The sequence below is a fragment of the Marinomonas algae genome (assembly GCF_047525555.1).
Taxonomy (GTDB): Bacteria; Pseudomonadota; Gammaproteobacteria; order Pseudomonadales; family Marinomonadaceae; genus Marinomonas.
The window spans coordinates 64,239-82,110 of record NZ_JBLIXK010000002.1 but is presented as its reverse complement, the minus strand read 5'-3'; the positions used below and the strand labels follow the sequence as shown (position 1 = coordinate 82,110).

19 protein-coding genes are annotated in these 17,872 nt (G+C 42.7%); 15 read left to right on the top strand and 4 right to left on the bottom strand.

The window, feature by feature from the left end; translation table 11 throughout:
- The first annotated feature begins 58 nt into the window (after positions 1–58).
- From ACMUMQ_RS04715 to ACMUMQ_RS04685, 7 genes are all read left to right on the top strand, one after another.
- Complete coding sequence (locus ACMUMQ_RS04715) at positions 59–973, top strand: phospholipase D-like domain-containing protein (RefSeq protein ID WP_414680864.1); 915 nt, start codon at positions 59–61, stop codon at positions 971–973.
- Positions 974–1,088: 115 nt separating this feature from the next.
- The gene (locus ACMUMQ_RS04710) at positions 1,089–1,877 is read left to right on the top strand and encodes a hypothetical protein (protein ID WP_414680863.1); all 789 of its coding nucleotides are present in this window, start codon (positions 1,089–1,091) and stop codon (positions 1,875–1,877) included.
- Between the two features lie 138 nt (positions 1,878–2,015).
- Entirely contained in the window at positions 2,016–2,750 is a 735-nt protein-coding gene (locus tag ACMUMQ_RS04705) for a GNAT family N-acetyltransferase (RefSeq protein WP_414680862.1), read from the top strand.
- A 263-nt stretch (positions 2,751–3,013) separates the two neighbouring features.
- The gene (locus ACMUMQ_RS04700; RefSeq protein ID WP_414680861.1) at positions 3,014–3,418 is read left to right on the top strand and encodes a hypothetical protein; all 405 of its coding nucleotides are present in this window, start codon (positions 3,014–3,016) and stop codon (positions 3,416–3,418) included.
- Between the two features lie 50 nt (positions 3,419–3,468).
- On the top strand, positions 3,469–3,765 hold the full coding sequence (locus ACMUMQ_RS04695; RefSeq protein WP_414680860.1) for a BrnT family toxin: 297 nt from the start codon (positions 3,469–3,471) through the stop codon (positions 3,763–3,765).
- A complete protein-coding gene (locus tag ACMUMQ_RS04690) occupies positions 3,758–3,967 on the top strand; it encodes a BrnA antitoxin family protein (protein WP_317004461.1) in 210 nt (69 codons plus the stop codon). The genes ACMUMQ_RS04695 and ACMUMQ_RS04690 overlap by 8 nt, the downstream gene beginning before the upstream one ends.
- Positions 3,968–4,034: 67 nt before the next feature.
- Complete coding sequence (locus ACMUMQ_RS04685) at positions 4,035–5,825, top strand: ABC transporter transmembrane domain-containing protein (RefSeq protein ID WP_414680859.1); 1,791 nt, start codon at positions 4,035–4,037, stop codon at positions 5,823–5,825.
- A 78-nt stretch (positions 5,826–5,903) separates the two neighbouring features.
- On the opposite strand, the gene ACMUMQ_RS04680 is transcribed toward ACMUMQ_RS04685, so the two are convergent.
- Positions 5,904–6,341, bottom strand: coding sequence for a DUF3010 family protein (locus ACMUMQ_RS04680; protein ID WP_414680858.1), 438 nt, complete (start codon positions 6,339–6,341; stop codon positions 5,904–5,906).
- 300 nt (positions 6,342–6,641) lie between these two features.
- On the opposite strand from ACMUMQ_RS04680, the gene ACMUMQ_RS04675 reads away from it, so the two are divergent.
- Positions 6,642–7,874 carry a pyridoxal-phosphate-dependent aminotransferase family protein gene (locus ACMUMQ_RS04675; RefSeq protein WP_414680857.1) on the top strand — a complete coding sequence of 411 codons (1,233 nt, stop codon included), beginning with the start codon at positions 6,642–6,644 and terminating at the stop codon, positions 7,872–7,874.
- 21 nt (positions 7,875–7,895) lie between these two features.
- Here the strand turns inward: ACMUMQ_RS04675 and yddG are convergent, their stop codons facing one another.
- Positions 7,896–8,828 (bottom strand): aromatic amino acid exporter YddG, encoded by a 933-nt coding sequence (yddG, locus tag ACMUMQ_RS04670; RefSeq protein WP_414680856.1) that lies wholly within the window; start codon positions 8,826–8,828, stop codon positions 7,896–7,898.
- Between the two features lie 352 nt (positions 8,829–9,180).
- On the opposite strand from yddG, the gene ACMUMQ_RS04665 reads away from it, so the two are divergent.
- The 6 genes from ACMUMQ_RS04665 (at position 9,181) to ACMUMQ_RS04640 (ending at position 15,526) form a co-directional block, all read left to right on the top strand.
- Positions 9,181–10,173 carry a Bug family tripartite tricarboxylate transporter substrate binding protein gene (locus tag ACMUMQ_RS04665; protein ID WP_414680855.1) on the top strand — a complete coding sequence of 331 codons (993 nt, stop codon included), beginning with the start codon at positions 9,181–9,183 and terminating at the stop codon, positions 10,171–10,173.
- Between the two features lie 92 nt (positions 10,174–10,265).
- Positions 10,266–10,706 (top strand): tripartite tricarboxylate transporter TctB family protein, encoded by a 441-nt coding sequence (locus tag ACMUMQ_RS04660; protein WP_414680854.1) that lies wholly within the window; start codon positions 10,266–10,268, stop codon positions 10,704–10,706.
- Position 10,707: 1 nt separating this feature from the next.
- Positions 10,708–12,231 carry a tripartite tricarboxylate transporter permease gene (locus ACMUMQ_RS04655; protein WP_414680853.1) on the top strand — a complete coding sequence of 508 codons (1,524 nt, stop codon included), beginning with the start codon at positions 10,708–10,710 and terminating at the stop codon, positions 12,229–12,231.
- 109 nt (positions 12,232–12,340) lie between these two features.
- Complete coding sequence (locus tag ACMUMQ_RS04650; RefSeq protein ID WP_414680852.1) at positions 12,341–13,024, top strand: response regulator transcription factor; 684 nt, start codon at positions 12,341–12,343, stop codon at positions 13,022–13,024.
- Entirely contained in the window at positions 12,987–14,447 is a 1,461-nt protein-coding gene (locus tag ACMUMQ_RS04645; RefSeq protein ID WP_414680851.1) for a sensor histidine kinase, read from the top strand. Before ACMUMQ_RS04650 ends, ACMUMQ_RS04645 begins: the two co-directional genes overlap by 38 nt.
- A complete protein-coding gene (locus tag ACMUMQ_RS04640; RefSeq protein ID WP_414680850.1) occupies positions 14,444–15,526 on the top strand; it encodes an ABC transporter substrate-binding protein in 1,083 nt (360 codons plus the stop codon). Before ACMUMQ_RS04645 ends, ACMUMQ_RS04640 begins: the two co-directional genes overlap by 4 nt.
- Before the next feature lie 6 nt (positions 15,527–15,532).
- Here the strand turns inward: ACMUMQ_RS04640 and ACMUMQ_RS04635 are convergent, their stop codons facing one another.
- Positions 15,533–16,258: a helix-turn-helix domain-containing protein gene (locus ACMUMQ_RS04635; protein WP_414680849.1), complete on the bottom strand. Its 726-nt coding sequence runs from the start codon at positions 16,256–16,258 to the stop codon at positions 15,533–15,535.
- A gap of 145 nt (positions 16,259–16,403) precedes the next feature.
- On the opposite strand from ACMUMQ_RS04635, the gene ACMUMQ_RS04630 reads away from it, so the two are divergent.
- Positions 16,404–17,009 (top strand): cupredoxin domain-containing protein, encoded by a 606-nt coding sequence (locus tag ACMUMQ_RS04630; protein ID WP_414680848.1) that lies wholly within the window; start codon positions 16,404–16,406, stop codon positions 17,007–17,009.
- Between the two features lie 55 nt (positions 17,010–17,064).
- On the opposite strand, the gene ACMUMQ_RS04625 is transcribed toward ACMUMQ_RS04630, so the two are convergent.
- A complete protein-coding gene (locus ACMUMQ_RS04625; protein WP_414680847.1) occupies positions 17,065–17,796 on the bottom strand; it encodes an AraC family transcriptional regulator in 732 nt (243 codons plus the stop codon).
- Positions 17,797–17,872 lie beyond the last annotated feature (76 nt).

Below are 17,872 nucleotides of genomic sequence, written 5' to 3'. Positions count from 1 at the left end.
GTGCTCCAGCCCCTGCTGGCGGCGTTATATTTTTTCGATGTAGGTGAAACTCTCAATTATGAATATTGAAGCATATTTTGAAGATATTGATCGGGAAATAATAAAACTACTTCGTTCTTCCCGTAAATCAGTTCGTATTTGTGTAGCGTGGATTAGTAAGCAGGTTTATGCTCCTGTTTTACAAGGGTTAGCACTGAGAAGAGTGAAAGTTGAAGTAGTGTTTAATAATGACCCAACAAACACTAATCACGGGTTATTGACCACCAATTTATATGCTACATATGCAATTGATACTAGGTTAGCAACAGCATTTATGCACAATAAATTTTGTGTTATCGATGATGAAATTGTGATTACAGGTAGCTTCAACTGGTCTAGAAAAGCAAAAGACAGTTTTGAAAATATTGTCGTTATTAAACAAGATTATAAATTAGTAAAAAAATTTCTTCATGAATTCTATGATTTGGTGTCTTACTATCAAGCATTTTCATCAAACTACGTTGAAAAATGTCATTGCAGATCTAGTAGTTACAATCTCGCAATCATGGGTTCTGAAAGCGGTATTTATGAAGAATCCAAAATAGATGTTTGGACTTTATGTGTTAAAAATCAGCATGTCAGCCATGTTGGAGAAGAATATGAACAATACCTCCAAACCCAACTTGGAATGAAAGATACCCCTATTTGGGATGATGGTTATTATGACAAAGAAAGCATGCTGAATGAGTTTTATCAAGAAAGGGATCAACTTGCCTCTCTTCAACAATATTTTAATCAAAGAAATGGAAATAAAATACACGCTGTAGGTGTGGTTGCAATGGCAAATCTAAATGGGCATCTGGAATGGAATGAAGAACCAGAATATATTGTCAACATAATTTGGCGAGATATGTATTTCAGAAAAATCATTCCTGACGCCCTTTATGATGATGGGGATGACGGAATAAATAAAATCATTACAGAGCATGTATAAAAATATAACAAGTCATTTCAGCAGGACAAAAAACAGCTGGTTTTTGCTCGTGCCTTGCTAATTTTAACCAGCTATTTTATTGCCTCTGAATGAGGCGTTATAAGGCATAGACAATATGGCAACAAAACTGGAAGTTATGAAAGACGAATTAAAGTCCCTTATAAAGAAAGGAAATCATCTTTATCTTTCGATGATCGAAGATGTTCAAGGCTTACCTGATGATTTTAAAAAAGACCTGAAAGAAAAGAAGATAAAGCTTCCTAATTTTAAAAATGAGTACGATACATGGTATTCCGAAGCCTTATTAGTAATTAAACAGATACTTCCTGATAGATACTCTGATTTCACAAAACAGTATAAAGACGAGAAAAGAAAAGAAATTGATTTTTTAACCTACGGTGTCGCTGACTATTTGCTAGGGCTTAGGACTACAAGTCACGGAGGAACTAATGTGGTCGCGGATGGCTCTGCAGCGGTAGGAAAAATGCAAATACAGAACTCAATTCTTGAGGCAGCGAGCAAAAGGTTTGAAAGTTCCTTATTTGACATTCAAGAAGTGCTTCAAGCTGATATGTTTGATTCTGAGCTAATGGCTGCGAAAGAGTTGGCTAAAAAAGGTTTCGTGCGTGGCGGTGGCGCGATTGCGGGTGTTGTTTTGGAGAAACACCTTGGTCATGTATGTGAAATGCATGGTCATAAATCTAGAAAGAAACATCCATCCATTTCAGATTACTATCAATTACTTAAAGAAAATGATGTCATTGACACACCCAAATGGAGGTTTATTCAGCATCTGGGAGATATCCGAAATTTATGCGATCACAGCAAGGATCGTGAACCGACTAAAGAAGATGTACTAGAGCTTGTAGAAGGCGTTGAGAAAGTTATTAAAACTGTATTCTAAATGCCTTATAACAAACAGCTCAATCCGACCTCCACTGCGTTGCTCGTTTTGTGCTTATTCGCTACGCTCGCACAAAACAATCAACTCCGTTCCGGCGGCTTAGCTGGGCGTTAACCTTCCCAAACATGAGGCCGAATTTTGTATTTTACAGAAATCGAAAAAGCAGGATTCAGATCTTGGCCTGCATTAGAAGAGTCGGAATCAGATGGCATTGTATTGCGCTTTTCTAATGGATATACGAAAAGGGCTAATTCTGTAAACCTACTTCAAAAGCAAGTCTCAGATTTCGACTCACTTGTGGGCAGATACGAGCAATACTTTCAGGACAAGAATCTTCCTTGTATTTTTCGCTTAACGTCTTTTAGTGAAAATCAAAGATTTGATAGCTACCTAGAAGAAACAGGATATAGCTATTTAGATCGCTCTCTTGTTTTGGAAAGGTCAATTGAAAACGACAGCTTTAAAGAGGTTTGCTTCCCTGAACTCACCAGCAGAGCTTGGATGAAATCGTTTTGCAAGATTAGTGAGTTAAGTTTTGATGAGCACTTAACACATCTTGAAATGATTGACCGAATTGAGGATAAAACACTTTTTGCTGTTTTGGTTGAAGATGGAGTAGAAGTAGCTTGTGGGTTAGGCGTGATAGCAAATGGGTTGTTTGGGCTTTTTGATATTGCAACTTATAAATCTGTCAGAAATAGAGGCTATGCCACCAAATTAATAGAAGGCATGCTTCACTGGGCAGTAGAAAACGGTGCAACTCGTTCATATCTTCAAGTTGTTGCAGGCAATAAGCCAGCAATTAGCTTGTATGAGAAAATGGAATTTCAACAAAGCTACGAGTACTGGTACCGTATTCGCAATCTAGATTAACACCTGCACCAATAATTGGGAGCAGGGTTGAATTAAACGCAAATTCAATTCCCTCGTATCTGAACCCTCATCATTCTTGTGTGGCTCTCTAATTTTGTGACAATAACGCGCATGTGTACTATTAAAACGTTTCCTAAAGGAAGTATCTGATTGAGTATTAATATCCGAAAAGAGGGCTGACTCATAAAGTGGGCGTTCAACAAATGTCTGTATAATGCGCCTTGATAACCCCTTTCCGCTTTTGTTTAAGGAACAAAACCCCAATGAACACTTATATCACTTACTGTGTTGCTGTTCTTATTGCTTGTCTGGGAGCAACATTGTCTTACGTTGAATTCCTTGATGATATCGACTGGTTTGCACGCAGTGGTTCGCTTATCGTGATCGTTGGTATTTTGTACACGATCTTAGAGTTTTATGCGCATCAAGATGATCATAAAGTGCTAAAGCGTGAAGCGCCCAATGCCTATGCGAATTTAAAATATGAGCATAAGCGTCTTGATGAAAAGAAGGTCAAGATCTGGAAGCAGAAAGCGGAAGCATTGGAAGACGATTTGAAAACCGGTTTAGAAAAAAGAACCATGAAACACGAAGGTATTTTGTTGATGACAGGAACCTTGATCTGGGGCTTTGGGGATTTGCCTTTTCGTTTTTTTGTGAGTGGTTAACTGAATTTATCGTATTGCGTCTGCATTACAATATAACTACACTGTAATTTATGGAAGATATTACTTTTGAATGGAACCCTCAAAAAGCCAGTATAAATATCAAAAAGCATGGTGTGAGTTTCGATGAAGCTCAATCTGTATTTTCTGATTTGCATGCTCGCTTAATACCTGACCCAGATAGTTCTTTTGGGGAGGAGCGTTTTCTTATTCTTGGCCAAAGCATTGATTTAAAAGTGTTAATTGTGTGTCATTGCTACAGGGAGCCAGATGATAGAATTCGTATCATTTCTGCGAGAAAAGCAGACAAAAATGAACGTAAACAATACGAGGAGTATAGATATGCGTGATCAATATGACTTTTCTAATTCTGTACCTAATCCGTATGTAAAAAAGTCTAAAAAACAAATAACGATTCGTTTAGATCAAGATGTAATCGACTATTTTAAGCAGCTATCTGAGCAAAATGGCGTGCCTTATCAAAACCTAATTAATCTTTACCTTAAAGAGTGTGCTCAAAGCCATAAGGAACTAAAGCTTAATTGGCAGTAATTAAATTGAAAAGACGTTAGTAAGCTACTGTTTTTTTCATTCTTCTCGTCTACTAAAAGGCCTTCTCTTGCCACATTCTTCTGACTCCAAACCTTCCGCTGGCGCTTATCAAAGTTTGTTGCCGATTTTTCGCTTTATTAAGCCTTACAAAGTTAAGGTGGCTTTGGCCTTGTTCTTTCTTGTCTTCACGGCGGGGATCAGTTTATCGGTAGGGCAGGGCGTGAAGGTGGTGATCGACAGCGGGTTTATTTCTGGCTCGGTGGAGCAGCTTACCAGCACGATTTTGTTGCTGATTGGCATGATTTCTTTGTTGGCTTTTGGGACCTTTTTCCGTTTTTACCTGATGTCGTGGCTCGGTGAGCGAGTGAGTGCTGACATTCGAACGGCGGTGTTCAATCAAATCATTCGTTTGCATCCAAGTTACTTCGAAGAAAATCGCAGTGGTGAGTTGATGTCTCGACTCACGACCGATACGTCTTTACTGCAATCCATTATTGGTTCGTCTTTTTCCATGGCGCTGCGCTCGCTTTTCATGTTGTTGGGCGGCTTGATTATGTTGTTCGTGACCAATTTTAAGCTGTCGATGATTGTGGTGGTGTGCGTTCCTTTTGTGCTGATTCCCATGATGGTGTTTGGTCGTCGTGTGAGGAAGTTGGCATCGAGCAGCCAAGACGCTATTGCCGATATCGGCACTTACGCGGGCGAGATGATTCAAAACATCAAGGTGGTGCAAAGTTACAATCACGAGGCGATTGAACAGAAAGCCTTTGGTCATGAAGTTGAAAAAGCCTTTGATGTGGCGAAGAAGCGCATTAAGCAGCGGGCGTTTTTGTTTGCGGCGGTGATCTTATTAACCTTTGCGGCGATCAGTGTCATGTTGCTGGTGGGTGGCATGGATGTGATTGCTGGGAGAATGACGGGCGGTGAATTAGGTGCGTTTGTTTTCTACGCCATTATGGTGGCCATGTCTGTGGCAACGGTGGCGGAAGTGTATGGTGAATTGCAACGGGCGGCGGGTTCGGCAACGCGTTTGTTGGAGTTGTTGCAGATTGAGAGCATGATTACCTCGCCAAGCCATCCGCAATCGCTTCCTGAAAAACAGTCGGATCAAGCTTCCCTTGCGATTGGTTTTCATGATTTGGATTTTTACTATCCTTCTCGTCCTGATGTGGCGGCGCTGAAGAACATCAATCTTGCTATTGAACATGGGCAAACTGTGGCTTTGGTTGGGCCGTCGGGCGCTGGCAAAACCACCATGTTTGAAATGCTGCAACGTTTTTACGATCCACAAAAAGGCCATATTACACTCAATGGCGTTTCTATTGAGCAGTTATCCTTGCCTGAATTACGAGATGTGATGGGCATGGTGCCGCAACAGCCTGTGTTGTTTAGTCATGATGTGATGCGCAATATTGCTTACGGTAAACCTGGCGCGTCATTTGAAGAGGTGGTGGATGCGGCAAAGCGTGCCAATGCCCACGATTTTATTGAGCAATTGCCGCAAGGCTATGAGAGCTTTTTAGGGGAGCAAGGTGTGCGTTTGTCTGGCGGTCAAAAGCAGCGCATTGCCATTGCTCGCGCGATTTTGAAAGACCCTGATGTGTTATTGCTTGATGAAGCGACCAGCGCGCTGGATGCGCAAAGTGAGTTTCATGTGCAAGAGGCATTGAATGAGTTAATGGCGGATCGAACGACGATCGTGATTGCACATCGTCTGGCGACCGTGATTCATGTGGACAAGATTGTGGTGATGGATAAAGGGCACATTGTTGATACGGGAACGCATCAATCTTTGTTGGCCTCATCGCCGTTGTATCAGCGTTTGTGTGAGCTGCAGTTTGAGCAGGGAAATAAATAATCCGTTTTGGTGATACAAAAAAGCGGACTTGATCTACTAAGTCCGCTTTTTTAATGTCTCTTTGCGTTTTGTCAGAGCTTATTTATCAGTCGTTTGCTCAGATAAAGCCACATACGCTGTGGTGAATGCGCCTTCTTGAAAGGCTCGTAACCCTGTTGCTTTAAATGGAATCGGCATTGGGTTCTTTTGCAGAACCTCTTTGATTGTTGCCGAGTTGAAAAGATCCACTTGAACAGTATCGATCAGTTGTATTGCTGCTTCGATTTTAAAACCGACGGCACCGCCAGCAAATTTGCCTTTGGTTGGGCGTTCTTTAATAACGGCTCTTGTTACCTTGTAGTCTTCAAACAGTTTCTTAAGCATGAATTGAAATTTTCGAACGGCTTCACTGTCGTTTGAATTGCTCAATGTGTGTCGTATTTGGCGACAGTCTGGTATTTGGAATAAGCCGTCTTGTTTGGTCATAAGGCAAAGAATGACTTCGCTGCCTTTGATCTCGATACCGCAAGTAATCATAAAAGAGTCCTGAATAGGGTGGTTTTGGCCATTATCGCACACTTCATTCGATTGACGCAGAGTAAAAAATACTGGCTGTGAGAAGAGAAACGAGTCAGATCTAGTGCGAATGCATCCGCTTGTGGTTTATTGCACTTTTTTGACTGTGTCGTCTCTTATTTTCTATAAGAGTATTGTAGTATTTCAAAATATTATTTTGTTAAATAACAAAACACGAGATTTTCTACTGTAAATTCCTTGAAAACGGCTTTTTACTGTAGAAATGTTTTTCTTTAATTCTTGAAAATTAGGCTGCATAAAATGACTGCTTCATCGCCAATGGGTGTTTCTCGTCCGCAGGTGAAATCTTTAGATGAAATCCTTCCTCATGAACCTTTGCTTATGATGGGCGCAGGCCCAGTACCCATTCCAGAGCGCGTCGCCCGAGCCAACTCTGTGGTGATAAACCATCTTGGCGATGTGATGGCAGAGGTTATTGGTCAGGTTAAGAGCATGGCACGTTACGTGTTCCAGACTGAATCTAAATGGGTGATTGGTGTTGCGGGCCCTGCTTCCGCTGCGATGGAGATGGCGGTAGCGAATCTAATGCAGTCGGGCGAAAGCATTTTATGTATCAACAATGGCTTCTTTAGTCATCGTATGGCGGAAATGGCGTTGCGTGTTGGTGCGGATGTACATGAATTGCATGTGGGCGTTCATGAAGCGGCTGATCCAGAGCGAGTGAGAAAGGCCATAGAAGAAACGCGTCCAAAAGTATTAACCATGGTGCAAGGTGAAACCTCTAACACTGTGTTCAACCATAGCTTGGAAGAGATCACGAAAATCGCGAAATCTTACGGCTGTTTGGTTGTGGTGGATGCGGTTTGTACACTCAGTACCATGCCGCTGAAAATGGACGAATGGAAAGTAGACGTTGTGATCACAGGCGGCCAGAAAGGTTTGTCGTCTATTCCTGGGGTGTCCTTGTTGGCGTTTTCCGATGAAGCCTGGGCGGCGGCGAAAAACCGCAGCAAGCCACCGGCTCAGTGGTGTTTCGATATTCAATTGGCCGAGAATTTTTGGCACAAAGACGGCTATCATTACACCGCGCCTGTGTCTGGCATTATGGCCTTGCATGAAGCATTAAAACTGGTGTGTGATGAGACGTTAGAAAACCGTTTTGCTCGTCATTTACGTTGTTCAAAAGCATTGCAGTCTGGGATTGAAGGAATGGGGTTAGATCTCTTCATACCTAACGAATCTCGCTTGAATTCTGTCATCGGAATCAATATTCCAGAAGGTTTAACTGCGAAGCAAATTTGCCGACATATTTCAGAAATGTACCGAGTGGAAATTGCAGGTTCGTTTGGGCAGCCGATCGTGCGTATTGGTCAAATGGGCGAGCAATGCCGCGAACATAACTTGTTCCGTACACTGCATGCCTTTGGTAGCACAATGCGCGATTTAGGTATTAAAGTTGACCAGCCGAATGGCATGGCAGAAATGGAAAGCTACTTGCAAAAAACACCTCGTCCTCTTTATCAAGTAGCTTAGTTTTCCAATACTTTTTATGAATCAAATGCCTTTTGTTTCCTGAGAAACTGAAGGCATTTTTTTGTTTGACTGCTTATTCGGCATTAGGCTAGCGAACAAAGCGCCTAGCGTGATCAGTGTACAAGCGATGATTTGTCCTATGGTTAATTGCGCTTCTGTAAAGAGCCCCAACCAAACCGTGGAAAGCGCTGGTGCAGTATAAGAAAGCACGCCTAGTAAAGATAAATTGCCTTTTTTAACGCCCATATCCCAGCAGAAAAATGCCACTCCCACAGGGCCAAGTCCTAACCCTAGAACGGCAATCCATGTAGAAACAGGGAAAGACCAGTTTTGTTCTTCCAAGGCAAAATGAGAGCCGCCAGCCAATAAGGTCGTGACCAAGCAATACCAAAGTACTGAGCTTGAAGGAACCGCGTGAAATCGTCGATTGGCCACCGAATAACTTGACCAAATTAGAGCGCAGGCAAAAGCAGCACCATAACCTGTCCAATGATATGCGTTGTCTATTTGAGAGTCAGACACTTGCCCTTTGCTTTGTAGCATGATTCCTGTGCCAATAAAGGCGATAACAGCACCCACTAAATGCGCCCAAGACAAAGAATTTCCTTTTGTCATTCCCGCCATTAAGACGATCAGAAGCGGCCATAAATAGGCGATTAATCCAGCTTCTACTGGTGGTGCATGTTGGAAAGCGTAGAAGTAACAGAAGTGATAAAAGTAGAAGCCTAAACCGCCCATTAAAATGGCGCTTTTAGGTGTGAGTTGCCAAGAGCGTTTCAACTCGCCTTTTAGTAAATACACAATAAAGAAGAGCATGGTCGCCACGCCAAACGTGAGCGTCAGTAATAAAAGCGGCGGCACTAAATTGGCTTGTGTCGTGAACAGAGCCAGTGTGCTCCAAAGTAAAATCGCAATGCTGCCAATTAAGGTGGCTCTTGGGTTGTGTTTGGTCATGGTACTTCCTAAAACATCTTGCTTGGAATTTATGTATTGGTTCAAACGTCTAGCCGCTCAAAAAAAGCGATTCGGCAAACGCTAAGGTGAATGGCTTTTTGGTCGGCGTAAAGGTGACCTAATGTTACTTATTTTCTTGCTGAGCGGTTGTCAAAAATGCCTGTTATGAATTGTCAAAAGTGATGATGTTATCCGTAAAAAAGTTTAAGTGACCATAATTTAATGAGAAATCTTAAACCATGACAGGGTGGTGACAGGTTTGGAGAGTAAGGTTTACGCAATCTAGTTTACTGAAAGCCTACTTTTCGGGACATGATTACCTAACAAAAAAAATAACAAGCAGGAGACTGTCATGCTTAATACCTTTTCTTTGAAATCCCTTCTTATTTCTAGTGCTGCTGTTTTAACGGTTGCCAGCCAAGCTTACGCGTACGAACCCGCTCGCAGTGCAGAATGTATCGCACCAGCAAACCCTGGTGGCGGTTGGGATTTTACTTGTCGTAGTGTTGGCAAGGTTTTAGTTGACCTTGAATACATTAAAGGCAATGTTCAAACGGTGAATATGTCTGGTGCGGGTGGCGGTGTTGCTTTCGCTCACACAATCAGTAAACGTGCAAAAGATGACAACCTAATTGTGGCTGCCAGTACAGCGACAACAACCCGTCTTGCTCAGGGCCAATTCCCTGGCATGAGTGCTGACCAAGTGAAATGGGTAGGTACTTTGGGTGCAGATTACGGCATCATCGCCGTTGGTAAAGATTCAAAATACACCTCTCTTACTCAAGTAATGGAAGCGTTGAAAAAAGACCCAAGCTCTGTGAAATTTGCTGGTGGTAGTGCTTCTGGTGGTTGGGATCATTTGAAAGTCTTGATGACAGCTCAAAAAGCCAATGTTGAAAAACTTCCTCAAGTTCGTTACTTAGCATTCAGCGGTGGTTCTGAAGCATTAGTGCAAGTGGTTGGCGGTCACGTTGATGCTTTCACTGGTGATATTTCAGAAGTAAAAGGCTTTATGGATTCTGGCGATTTACGCGTTCTAGCGGTGCTTTCTGAAACTCGCTTGCCAGCGCCTTTCGATAATATTCCTACTGCAATGGAGCAGGGCATTGATTCTATCGCGCCAAACTGGCGTGGATTTTACGTACCAGGTAACGCGAGTTCAGATTCTTACGACTGGTGGGTAAATACAGTTGATGAATTGTACGAAACACCAGAATGGAAAGATGTTATGGAGAAAAACGGCCTTATCCCATTCCACAAGTCTGGTGCTGAATTTGACCAATTCGTGAAGAACCAAACGATGGACATCAGAATCCTTTCTCAAGACATAGGTTTAATCAAATAATACCTCTTAAGTGATTTTGAACCGCTATTTGGAGGGGGCAACCCCTCCTGTTTTCTTTTTATCCCTACGATTTACTTACATGGAGCAGAGACATGCGCATAAATGATCGTGTGTTTGGCATGCTGATGTTAATTCTTGCCGTGGCCTACGGTTGGGAAGCGACTCAGTTCCCCGTCCCTTTTGGTGGACACGAAAGTGTTGGACCTGAAACTTTTCCTATCATGTTATCCATCATTTTAGGCATTAGTTCGATTTACATGATTGTTCGTCCAGACCCCGATGAGAAGTGGGCGCCAGTGGCGATGCTTATCGAATTGAGCGTTGTTGTTCTTTCCATGCTGGCTTTTGCTTGGGCAATTGAGCCGATTGGCTTTATGCCTGCCGCGGCCTTGGTTGTGAGCTTTTTAAGTTGGCGTATGGGAGCAAGTGTTGCTAAGAGTCTGATCACGGGTGTGACAAGCTCAGTAATCATCTTCTTCCTATTCAATAATGTGCTTGAACTAGCACTGCCTCTGGGTCTATTGGAGTTTTAATATGGATACTATGAGCTTATTAATGAACGGTTTTGCCGTTGCATTAACGCCTGAAAGCATCATGTTTGCCATTGTTGGTGCTATTTTGGGTACCTTGATTGGTGCTTTGCCGGGTCTTGGCCCTGCAAACGGTGTGGCGATCTTGATTCCTCTTGCGTTCAGCTTGGGTTTATCGCCAACGTCGTCTTTGATTTTATTAACCTCTGTTTACGCGGGTGCCATGTATGGCGGTCGTATTTCTTCTATCCTGTTGAATATTCCGGGTGATGAGCCTGCCATGATGACCTGTTTAGACGGTTATCCTATGGCGCTGAAAGGCAAGGCTGCAGAAGCCTTGGCGATCTCTGCCATTGCCTCTTTCATTGGTAGTTTCATTGCAACAATTGGCTTGGTGATTCTGGCGCCTATCTTAGCGAAATTTGCGTTGAAATTTGGCCCTTCAGAATACTTTGCTTTGTTTGCGCTGGCGTTTGCCACTCTTGGTGGTATAACAGGAAAAAATCAGTTTAAAACGCTAATGGCCGCAGCGATTGGTTTGATGATTGCCTCTGTTGGTATCGATATTTCTACTGGCGTTCAACGCTTTACCTTCAACACGCTTGAGTTGTTTGAAGGGGTGGATTTCATTATCGCCATTGTTGGTTTGTTTGCGATCAGTGAATTGCTGTTTTTCCTAGAGCGTCACGCAGGTGATGGCTTGAAACAAGTGGCTATTAACAAACTGAAACTGTCTCCAAAAGACATTGTGAAAGTGCTTCCAGCTTCTTTCCGTGGCGCGGTATTGGGCTTTGTTGCAGGTGTTCTTCCAGGAGCGGGTGCTTCTTTGGGAAGTTTCATTAGTTACACATTGGAAAAACGCGTGTCCGATAAAGATGGCTCGTTTGGTAAAGGTGATCCTCGCGGTGTGGCCGCGCCAGAAGCCGGTAACAATGGCGCAGCATCTGGTGCTTTGGTGCCTATGTTGACTTTAGGTGTGCCTGGAAGTGGTACAACGGCTGTATTATTGGCGATGTTGATCTCTTTGAATATTTCTCCTGGCCCTATGTTGTTCCAACAAAATGCTGACCTAGTTTGGGGTGTTATCGCGGCGATGTTCGTGGGCAACCTTGTGTTGTTGCTATTAAACATTCCGATGGTGGGCATCTTTGTTAAGTTGCTGAGCATTCCACCTAAATACTTGATGCCAATCGTGACGCTAATTGCATCGGTTGGTATTTACTCGGTGAGCCACAGCGCGTTAGATTTGTATTTTATGGTTGGCTTTGGTGTATTGGGTTACATTTTCCGTAAAGTCGATATCCCTCTTGTACCTATTATTTTGGGCATGTTGCTTGGGCCTGAAATGGAGAAAAGTTTACGTCATGCATTAGTACTTTCTGACGGTGATTGGAGGGTATTATTCAACAGTGGCTTAAGCATTGGTCTTTGGACAGTTGCTATCCTTGGGTTGATTTTGCCTATCATTGTTGGCCCTATTGTTAGAGCGAAAATGGCGAAGTCAAAAGCTGTATCAGAAGACAGTTAACGTCAAAAAATTGCAGTTAACTTTTTAATTCGAACCGTTTTTTGGCGGTTCGAATTTTTTCGTTTAAACAAAAAGACAATACACAAAAATAATAAGATGGTTGAGTTATATGCGGATTTTAGTAGTTGAAGACACTCAAATTCTAGGGCAAGCAATTTGCGAGCGGTTAACAAGTCTAGGTCATGGTGTCGATTTGATCGGAGATGGTAAGCGAGCGGATGAATTGCTGAAGTACCAATCTGTTGATTTGATCTTGCTGGATTTGAATCTTCCAGGGTTATCTGGCCTGCAATTATTACAAAAGCTGCGCCAGCGTGAAGATGACACACCTGTTCTAATTTTGACTGCCCGCGATCAGATAGAAGATCGAATCCGATTATTGGATGAAGGCGCAGACGATTATCTAACCAAACCATTTGATTTTGGTGAGCTAGAAGCTCGCTGCCGAGCTTTGCTACGCAGAAAGCAAGGTTATGCTGCTAACACAACCGAGCATGGTAATATTCTGGTGAATCGAGACAGCCGTCAGGTGTTTATTGATGGTGAACTGACGGCGATTACCAACCGTGAATTCCGCTTACTAGAGATTTTTCTTGGCCATTTAGGGCGTGTTTTGAGCAAAGACGAAATCACCGATCATTTGTTTAATTTCAATGAAACACCGGGGCCAAACGCTATAGAGCTGTATGTTGGTCGCTTACGTAAGAAAATGATCAAAGGGGATTTAACCATCAATACGCTAAGGGGCATTGGTTATGTGGCCGAAATCTCTACACCATCAAAATCTGAGTGAAGAGGAAATCACCGCATTAAATAAAGCGCCTTCTTTGCGTTTCCGTTTTATTTTGGCGGGTGTTTTAGTCATCAGCATTATTGCGGCATTGGCTGTGAATTTGGTGTTTGACTACAGCCGTAAATTAGCGGATTTATCTTATGATCGTCTATTGCGCAGTGCTTTGTTGCAGATGGATGAAAATGTTGGCCTGATCCGAAATGAAGTCAGTATTGATATTCCTTGGTCTGCCTTTGCCACCTTGGCGCAAGCAGATGAAGACCGCGTTTTCTATAAAGTAGAGAGCTTAGAACAAGGTTACATTACAGGCTATGAAGACCTTCATAGTTTGCCGCCCAATCCTCCTGTGTTAAATCAAATCCAATTTTACAACCAAGAATATTCTGGCGAAATGGTGCGCTTTGCTTGGCTTGAGCGCCACCTTACTGATCCTGAAGGGGCGCAGACTGTGCGAATCATATTAGGTCATACTCGATTATCACGAGAAGAAATGGCTTCCGCTGTGACGCGCCGAGCGGTAGAGGTTGTGGTGCTGATTGCCTTGGTTGCGATTGCGTTGATCGCCATAGGGAGTCATCTTGTTTTAAGGCCGTTACATCGTATCGAACGGGCATTAGAAGACCGTGCTATGGGAGATTTAACGCCAATTGATATTAATACGCCAAAAGAAACACACCATTTAAAAGTGGCCATTAATCATTTCATGGTCAGGCTGCAAACTAACTTGGAACAGCTGGAAAATTACACAGCCGACGCAGCGCATCAATTGCGCACACCGCTAGCGAGTCTGCGTGCTTTGGCTGAAAATGCACGAGACAACACCTCCCCAGAAAGACAACACGAAGCGCTTGAAAACATTGTGAAGCAATGTGATGCCTTAGGGCAAACAGTGACCTTGTTGCTTAATCAAGCGGTTGTTTCCCATCGCTTACAAACACAGCGATTAGAGCCTGTGAATTTGTTGGAACCGATCACAGCGTCTTGCCGCGAACAGGCGGTGACGGCGTTGCATCAAGGGGTTTTATTGTCTCTTGATTGCACCATAAAAACGGCCTTGGTATTGGGTGATAGCTTTGCGATTCAGCAAATGATGCAAAATCTCATTGAGAATGCAGTGCGTTATAGCGGCGCAGACATGGAACATGCATCGGAGATCATTGTTCAAGTTCAGGAGTTTGATGAGTTTTATCGCATTAACGTGATTGATTACGGCGTTGGGATTCCAGATGTCGAAAAAGAGCGGGTGTTTGAACGCTTTTATCGAGGCCGATATGACATGGCGGGCAGCGGTGTGGGGTTGGCTATGGTGAAGGATATTGTTGACCATCATTCTGCACGTATTTTGATATCGGACACGGAACCGAAAGGCACCACTTTTCAGGTTGATTTTGCCAAGTTTAGAATGGGGAGTCGCTCCGTATGAAATCATTATTTGTGATGAAAAAAGTCATAGTTTCGTTAGTCGTGTTGCTTTTCAGTGTGATCAGTTTAGGCGCGTTCGCCAATGACGCGGTGTGGTTTGGTAATAAAAATGCGACACGTATATTACACATAAATTCGACCATGGATTTGGCTTCTTTTGAACCGATTTTAAATACATTTGTTTCCCTTTATCCGAATGTTCGATTGGCTTATCGAGATGTAAGTACGCAGGATTTGTACTTTCTCGTCATGGAAGAACAGAAGGAACCTGTTGCCAGTTTGGCCATCAGCAGTGCGATGGATTTACACCTTAAACTGGTCAACGACGGGTACGCTCAAACCTACCAATCAGAAGCCACTATGCTCTTGCCAGACAACTTTAAATGGCGGGATCAGCTGTTTGCTTTTTCACTAGAACCGGTTGTAATGTTGGTGAATAAACAGGCTTTTCCTGATGCTTTGCCTGAGGACAGACAGTCCTTATTGCAAACCATTCGACAGCATGGCATAGAGATGACTCGGCGGATTGGAACCTATGATATTCGCCAGAGTGGTGTCGGTTATTTGTTAGCAAGTCAGGATGCGCGACAAGCTGACGCAACATGGGGGCGTTTGTTAGAAGCGTTCGGTAACCACGACATTCAAACTTACTGTTGTACTCATGAAATTATCGACGATATTGCGAGCGGAAAACTGGCCGTTGGCTATAACTTACTTGGCTCTTATGCGTCACAAAGGGCACAAGAAGATGATCGGCTGAAAATGATTTTGCCAAAAGATTATACTCTCATGTTAATGCGGACGGCATTCATCCCGAATAATGCTCCGAATGTTAGAGACGCAGGGCTGTTTCTTGATTTCTTGTTGTCTGATACGGCCCAACAAATGATGCAGACTCAGGATCTTTTATTTCCTATCCAACCTGACGCGAATAATCCAAATAACTTGTATGTGGTCAGTGCGCCGGGACCCACTGGCGTGATAGAACTTGATCAGCAACTTTTGGTTGGGCGAGATTTTGCAAAGCAAAAACGCTTTATTCGTAACTGGGAAGCGGCTTTAGAAATCAAGGGAGAATAGCGGGTGTTACGAAGAAAAATGCTGGCTACGGTAGCGCCCAGGTGTGGTTTGATAATGTTTGGAAAAGAGCTTTACCAACACACTGGCACTGCTTAATCCGACTTTGTAGGCGATGTAGTCTAAACTTTTGTTTGTGGATGAGAGCCATATTTTGGCTTCTTCTAAACGGCGGTTGAGCAAGTATTGTTTTGGCGTCATACCAAAGTGACGCTTGAATAAAACGCTTAATTGGCTTGGGCTTAAGTGTACGTCTTCGGCCAGTTCCGCCAAACTCCAAGAGGCTTGAAAGTCTTTGTCTAAACGCTGTTTTGCTTTTGTTAAGCGGACATCAGAATGACTGATTTTGTCTTGAGGGATAGGTAATAGATGCTCAAGTAAATTCAGAGCTTGGTGTGTTTTAACACTGTTATTGGCTTCTGCCGTTAGGCTAGACAGAAAAGGCAAATAGGCCTGAGCTTGTGGTGTTAAGTTAATAAAATTGAATTCGCTTTCGATTTTCTGGTCCCAGACAGGTAGGGCATTTAATACCAAACAGCGATTGTCTTGTTCGGCCAAATGAGTGTGAGCTTGGCTGGTGGAAATATAACAAGCTTGGCCAAAGCGAATAGGCTGTTGGTGCTTTTCGACTTCCAAATGTAGGCTACCAGAAAGTGGCAGAACAATTTGAGTGTGAGAATGAAGATGTGCGTCAGCCGTACCTTTATAGGAAATAACCTCGATAGAATTTCGCATCGTATTAGCTCCTTAAAAAGGTGACTGTTTTCTTAATTCTGTAATAGAAACACATTACTTTGTGGGACTTTTTGAAGTATTCATTATAATCTGATTAAGCTTATAAATCGTACACAGTTTAAAACTAAAATTAAAAGGAAACATCATGCGTTATTTAATCGCTTTAGTTTGTAGCTTAAGCCTATCAAATGTTTGGGCTGATATGACTTTAACTATTCATGATCAAAATGATCAGCCTGTTTCCAATGCCGCTGTGAGTTTGTCTGGCAGCTTTGTTTCGACGCCAGACGAGGTAGAGAAGATGAACCAAATACATTCCTCTTTCGTGCCTCGCGTTTTAATTGTTCAGAAAGACCAATATGTGAGCTTTCCAAACAGTGATGATATTCGTCACCATGTTTACAGTTTTTCTATTCCTAAAGCCTTTGAAATCAAGCTTTATAAGGGCTCTGAAATTCCACCAATACAATTTGATGCGCCGGGCATGGTTGTTTTAGGCTGTAATATTCATGACAGCATGATTGGCTATATTTACGTGGCTGACAATGAATACACGGTTAAAACAGATAAAAACGGCCAAGTCACCTTGCCAGCTAAGTTAGGCGATAAAGTGTCATTTTGGAGCGAAAGACTCATTGAAGGTGTGACTTCAGAGAAAATGATTGATATCACCAGCGACACAGCGCAAACAGTGAAACTTGAGCTGCTTCCGCCAATCGAATTTGTTGATCACGAATCACACGGTTACTAATCAAAAGGTGGCTGCTGCTTGTAAAAACCAGTAGCCTTCCTAACAATTCTGTATATTAACGCAAGCTTTTGGGTGTATGCCCGTAATGACGCTGGAACAAGTGTGTCATGGCGCTCTGATTGCTGAATCCAGCTTCATCGGCCACGATGGATAAAGGTTTGTTCGTTGTCACAATAAGATTGTAGGCTTTTTCTAGACGTTTTCTCAGGATGAATTGATAAGGTGTAATTGACGCAGCGTTGGTGAACAGCTCACTAAAATGACCAGGGCTGACATGATGCATTTCAGCAAGTTGAGCAATGGAAAGTTTTTGATCAATATGCTCGTCGATAAAGCGTGAAATAGAGTCTATATCGAGTTTCTTACGGTCTTTATATTGGCGTGTATCACCTAGAATTCGAGAGTGTAGGGAGGCGATTAAGCTAAGTGTGCAGCCTTGACCTGCTTCAGGGAATAACTCAAACGTGTTGGACTCTTTTGTTAGATATGAGATCAACATTTTCAGGCTATCGTCGGCAGAGAAGTAATGAGGTTGTTCAAAAAGCGTTTCTAATCGGCTGTGCAGAGGTAGGCTCGGTATATCTATAACGATGTGACTGTTTTCACCAATTCCTTCGAAATAGTGTGTTTCACTGGCGGGCGCTATACAGCCATGAAGATTGTCAACAACACCACCTTTACCACCAATTTCGAAGAGTGCATGTCCTTTTTCTGCGATAATCAGTTGATGGTGGTTGTGGTTATGTTGGTCACTTTCATTAGCTAAAACAACACTTTTTACATGCATTTTGAACCTAAAAATTCTGTCAATCTTTACACATTCTTATATTTTTTAGGTTAAGTCAATAGGAATTGTTATCGAT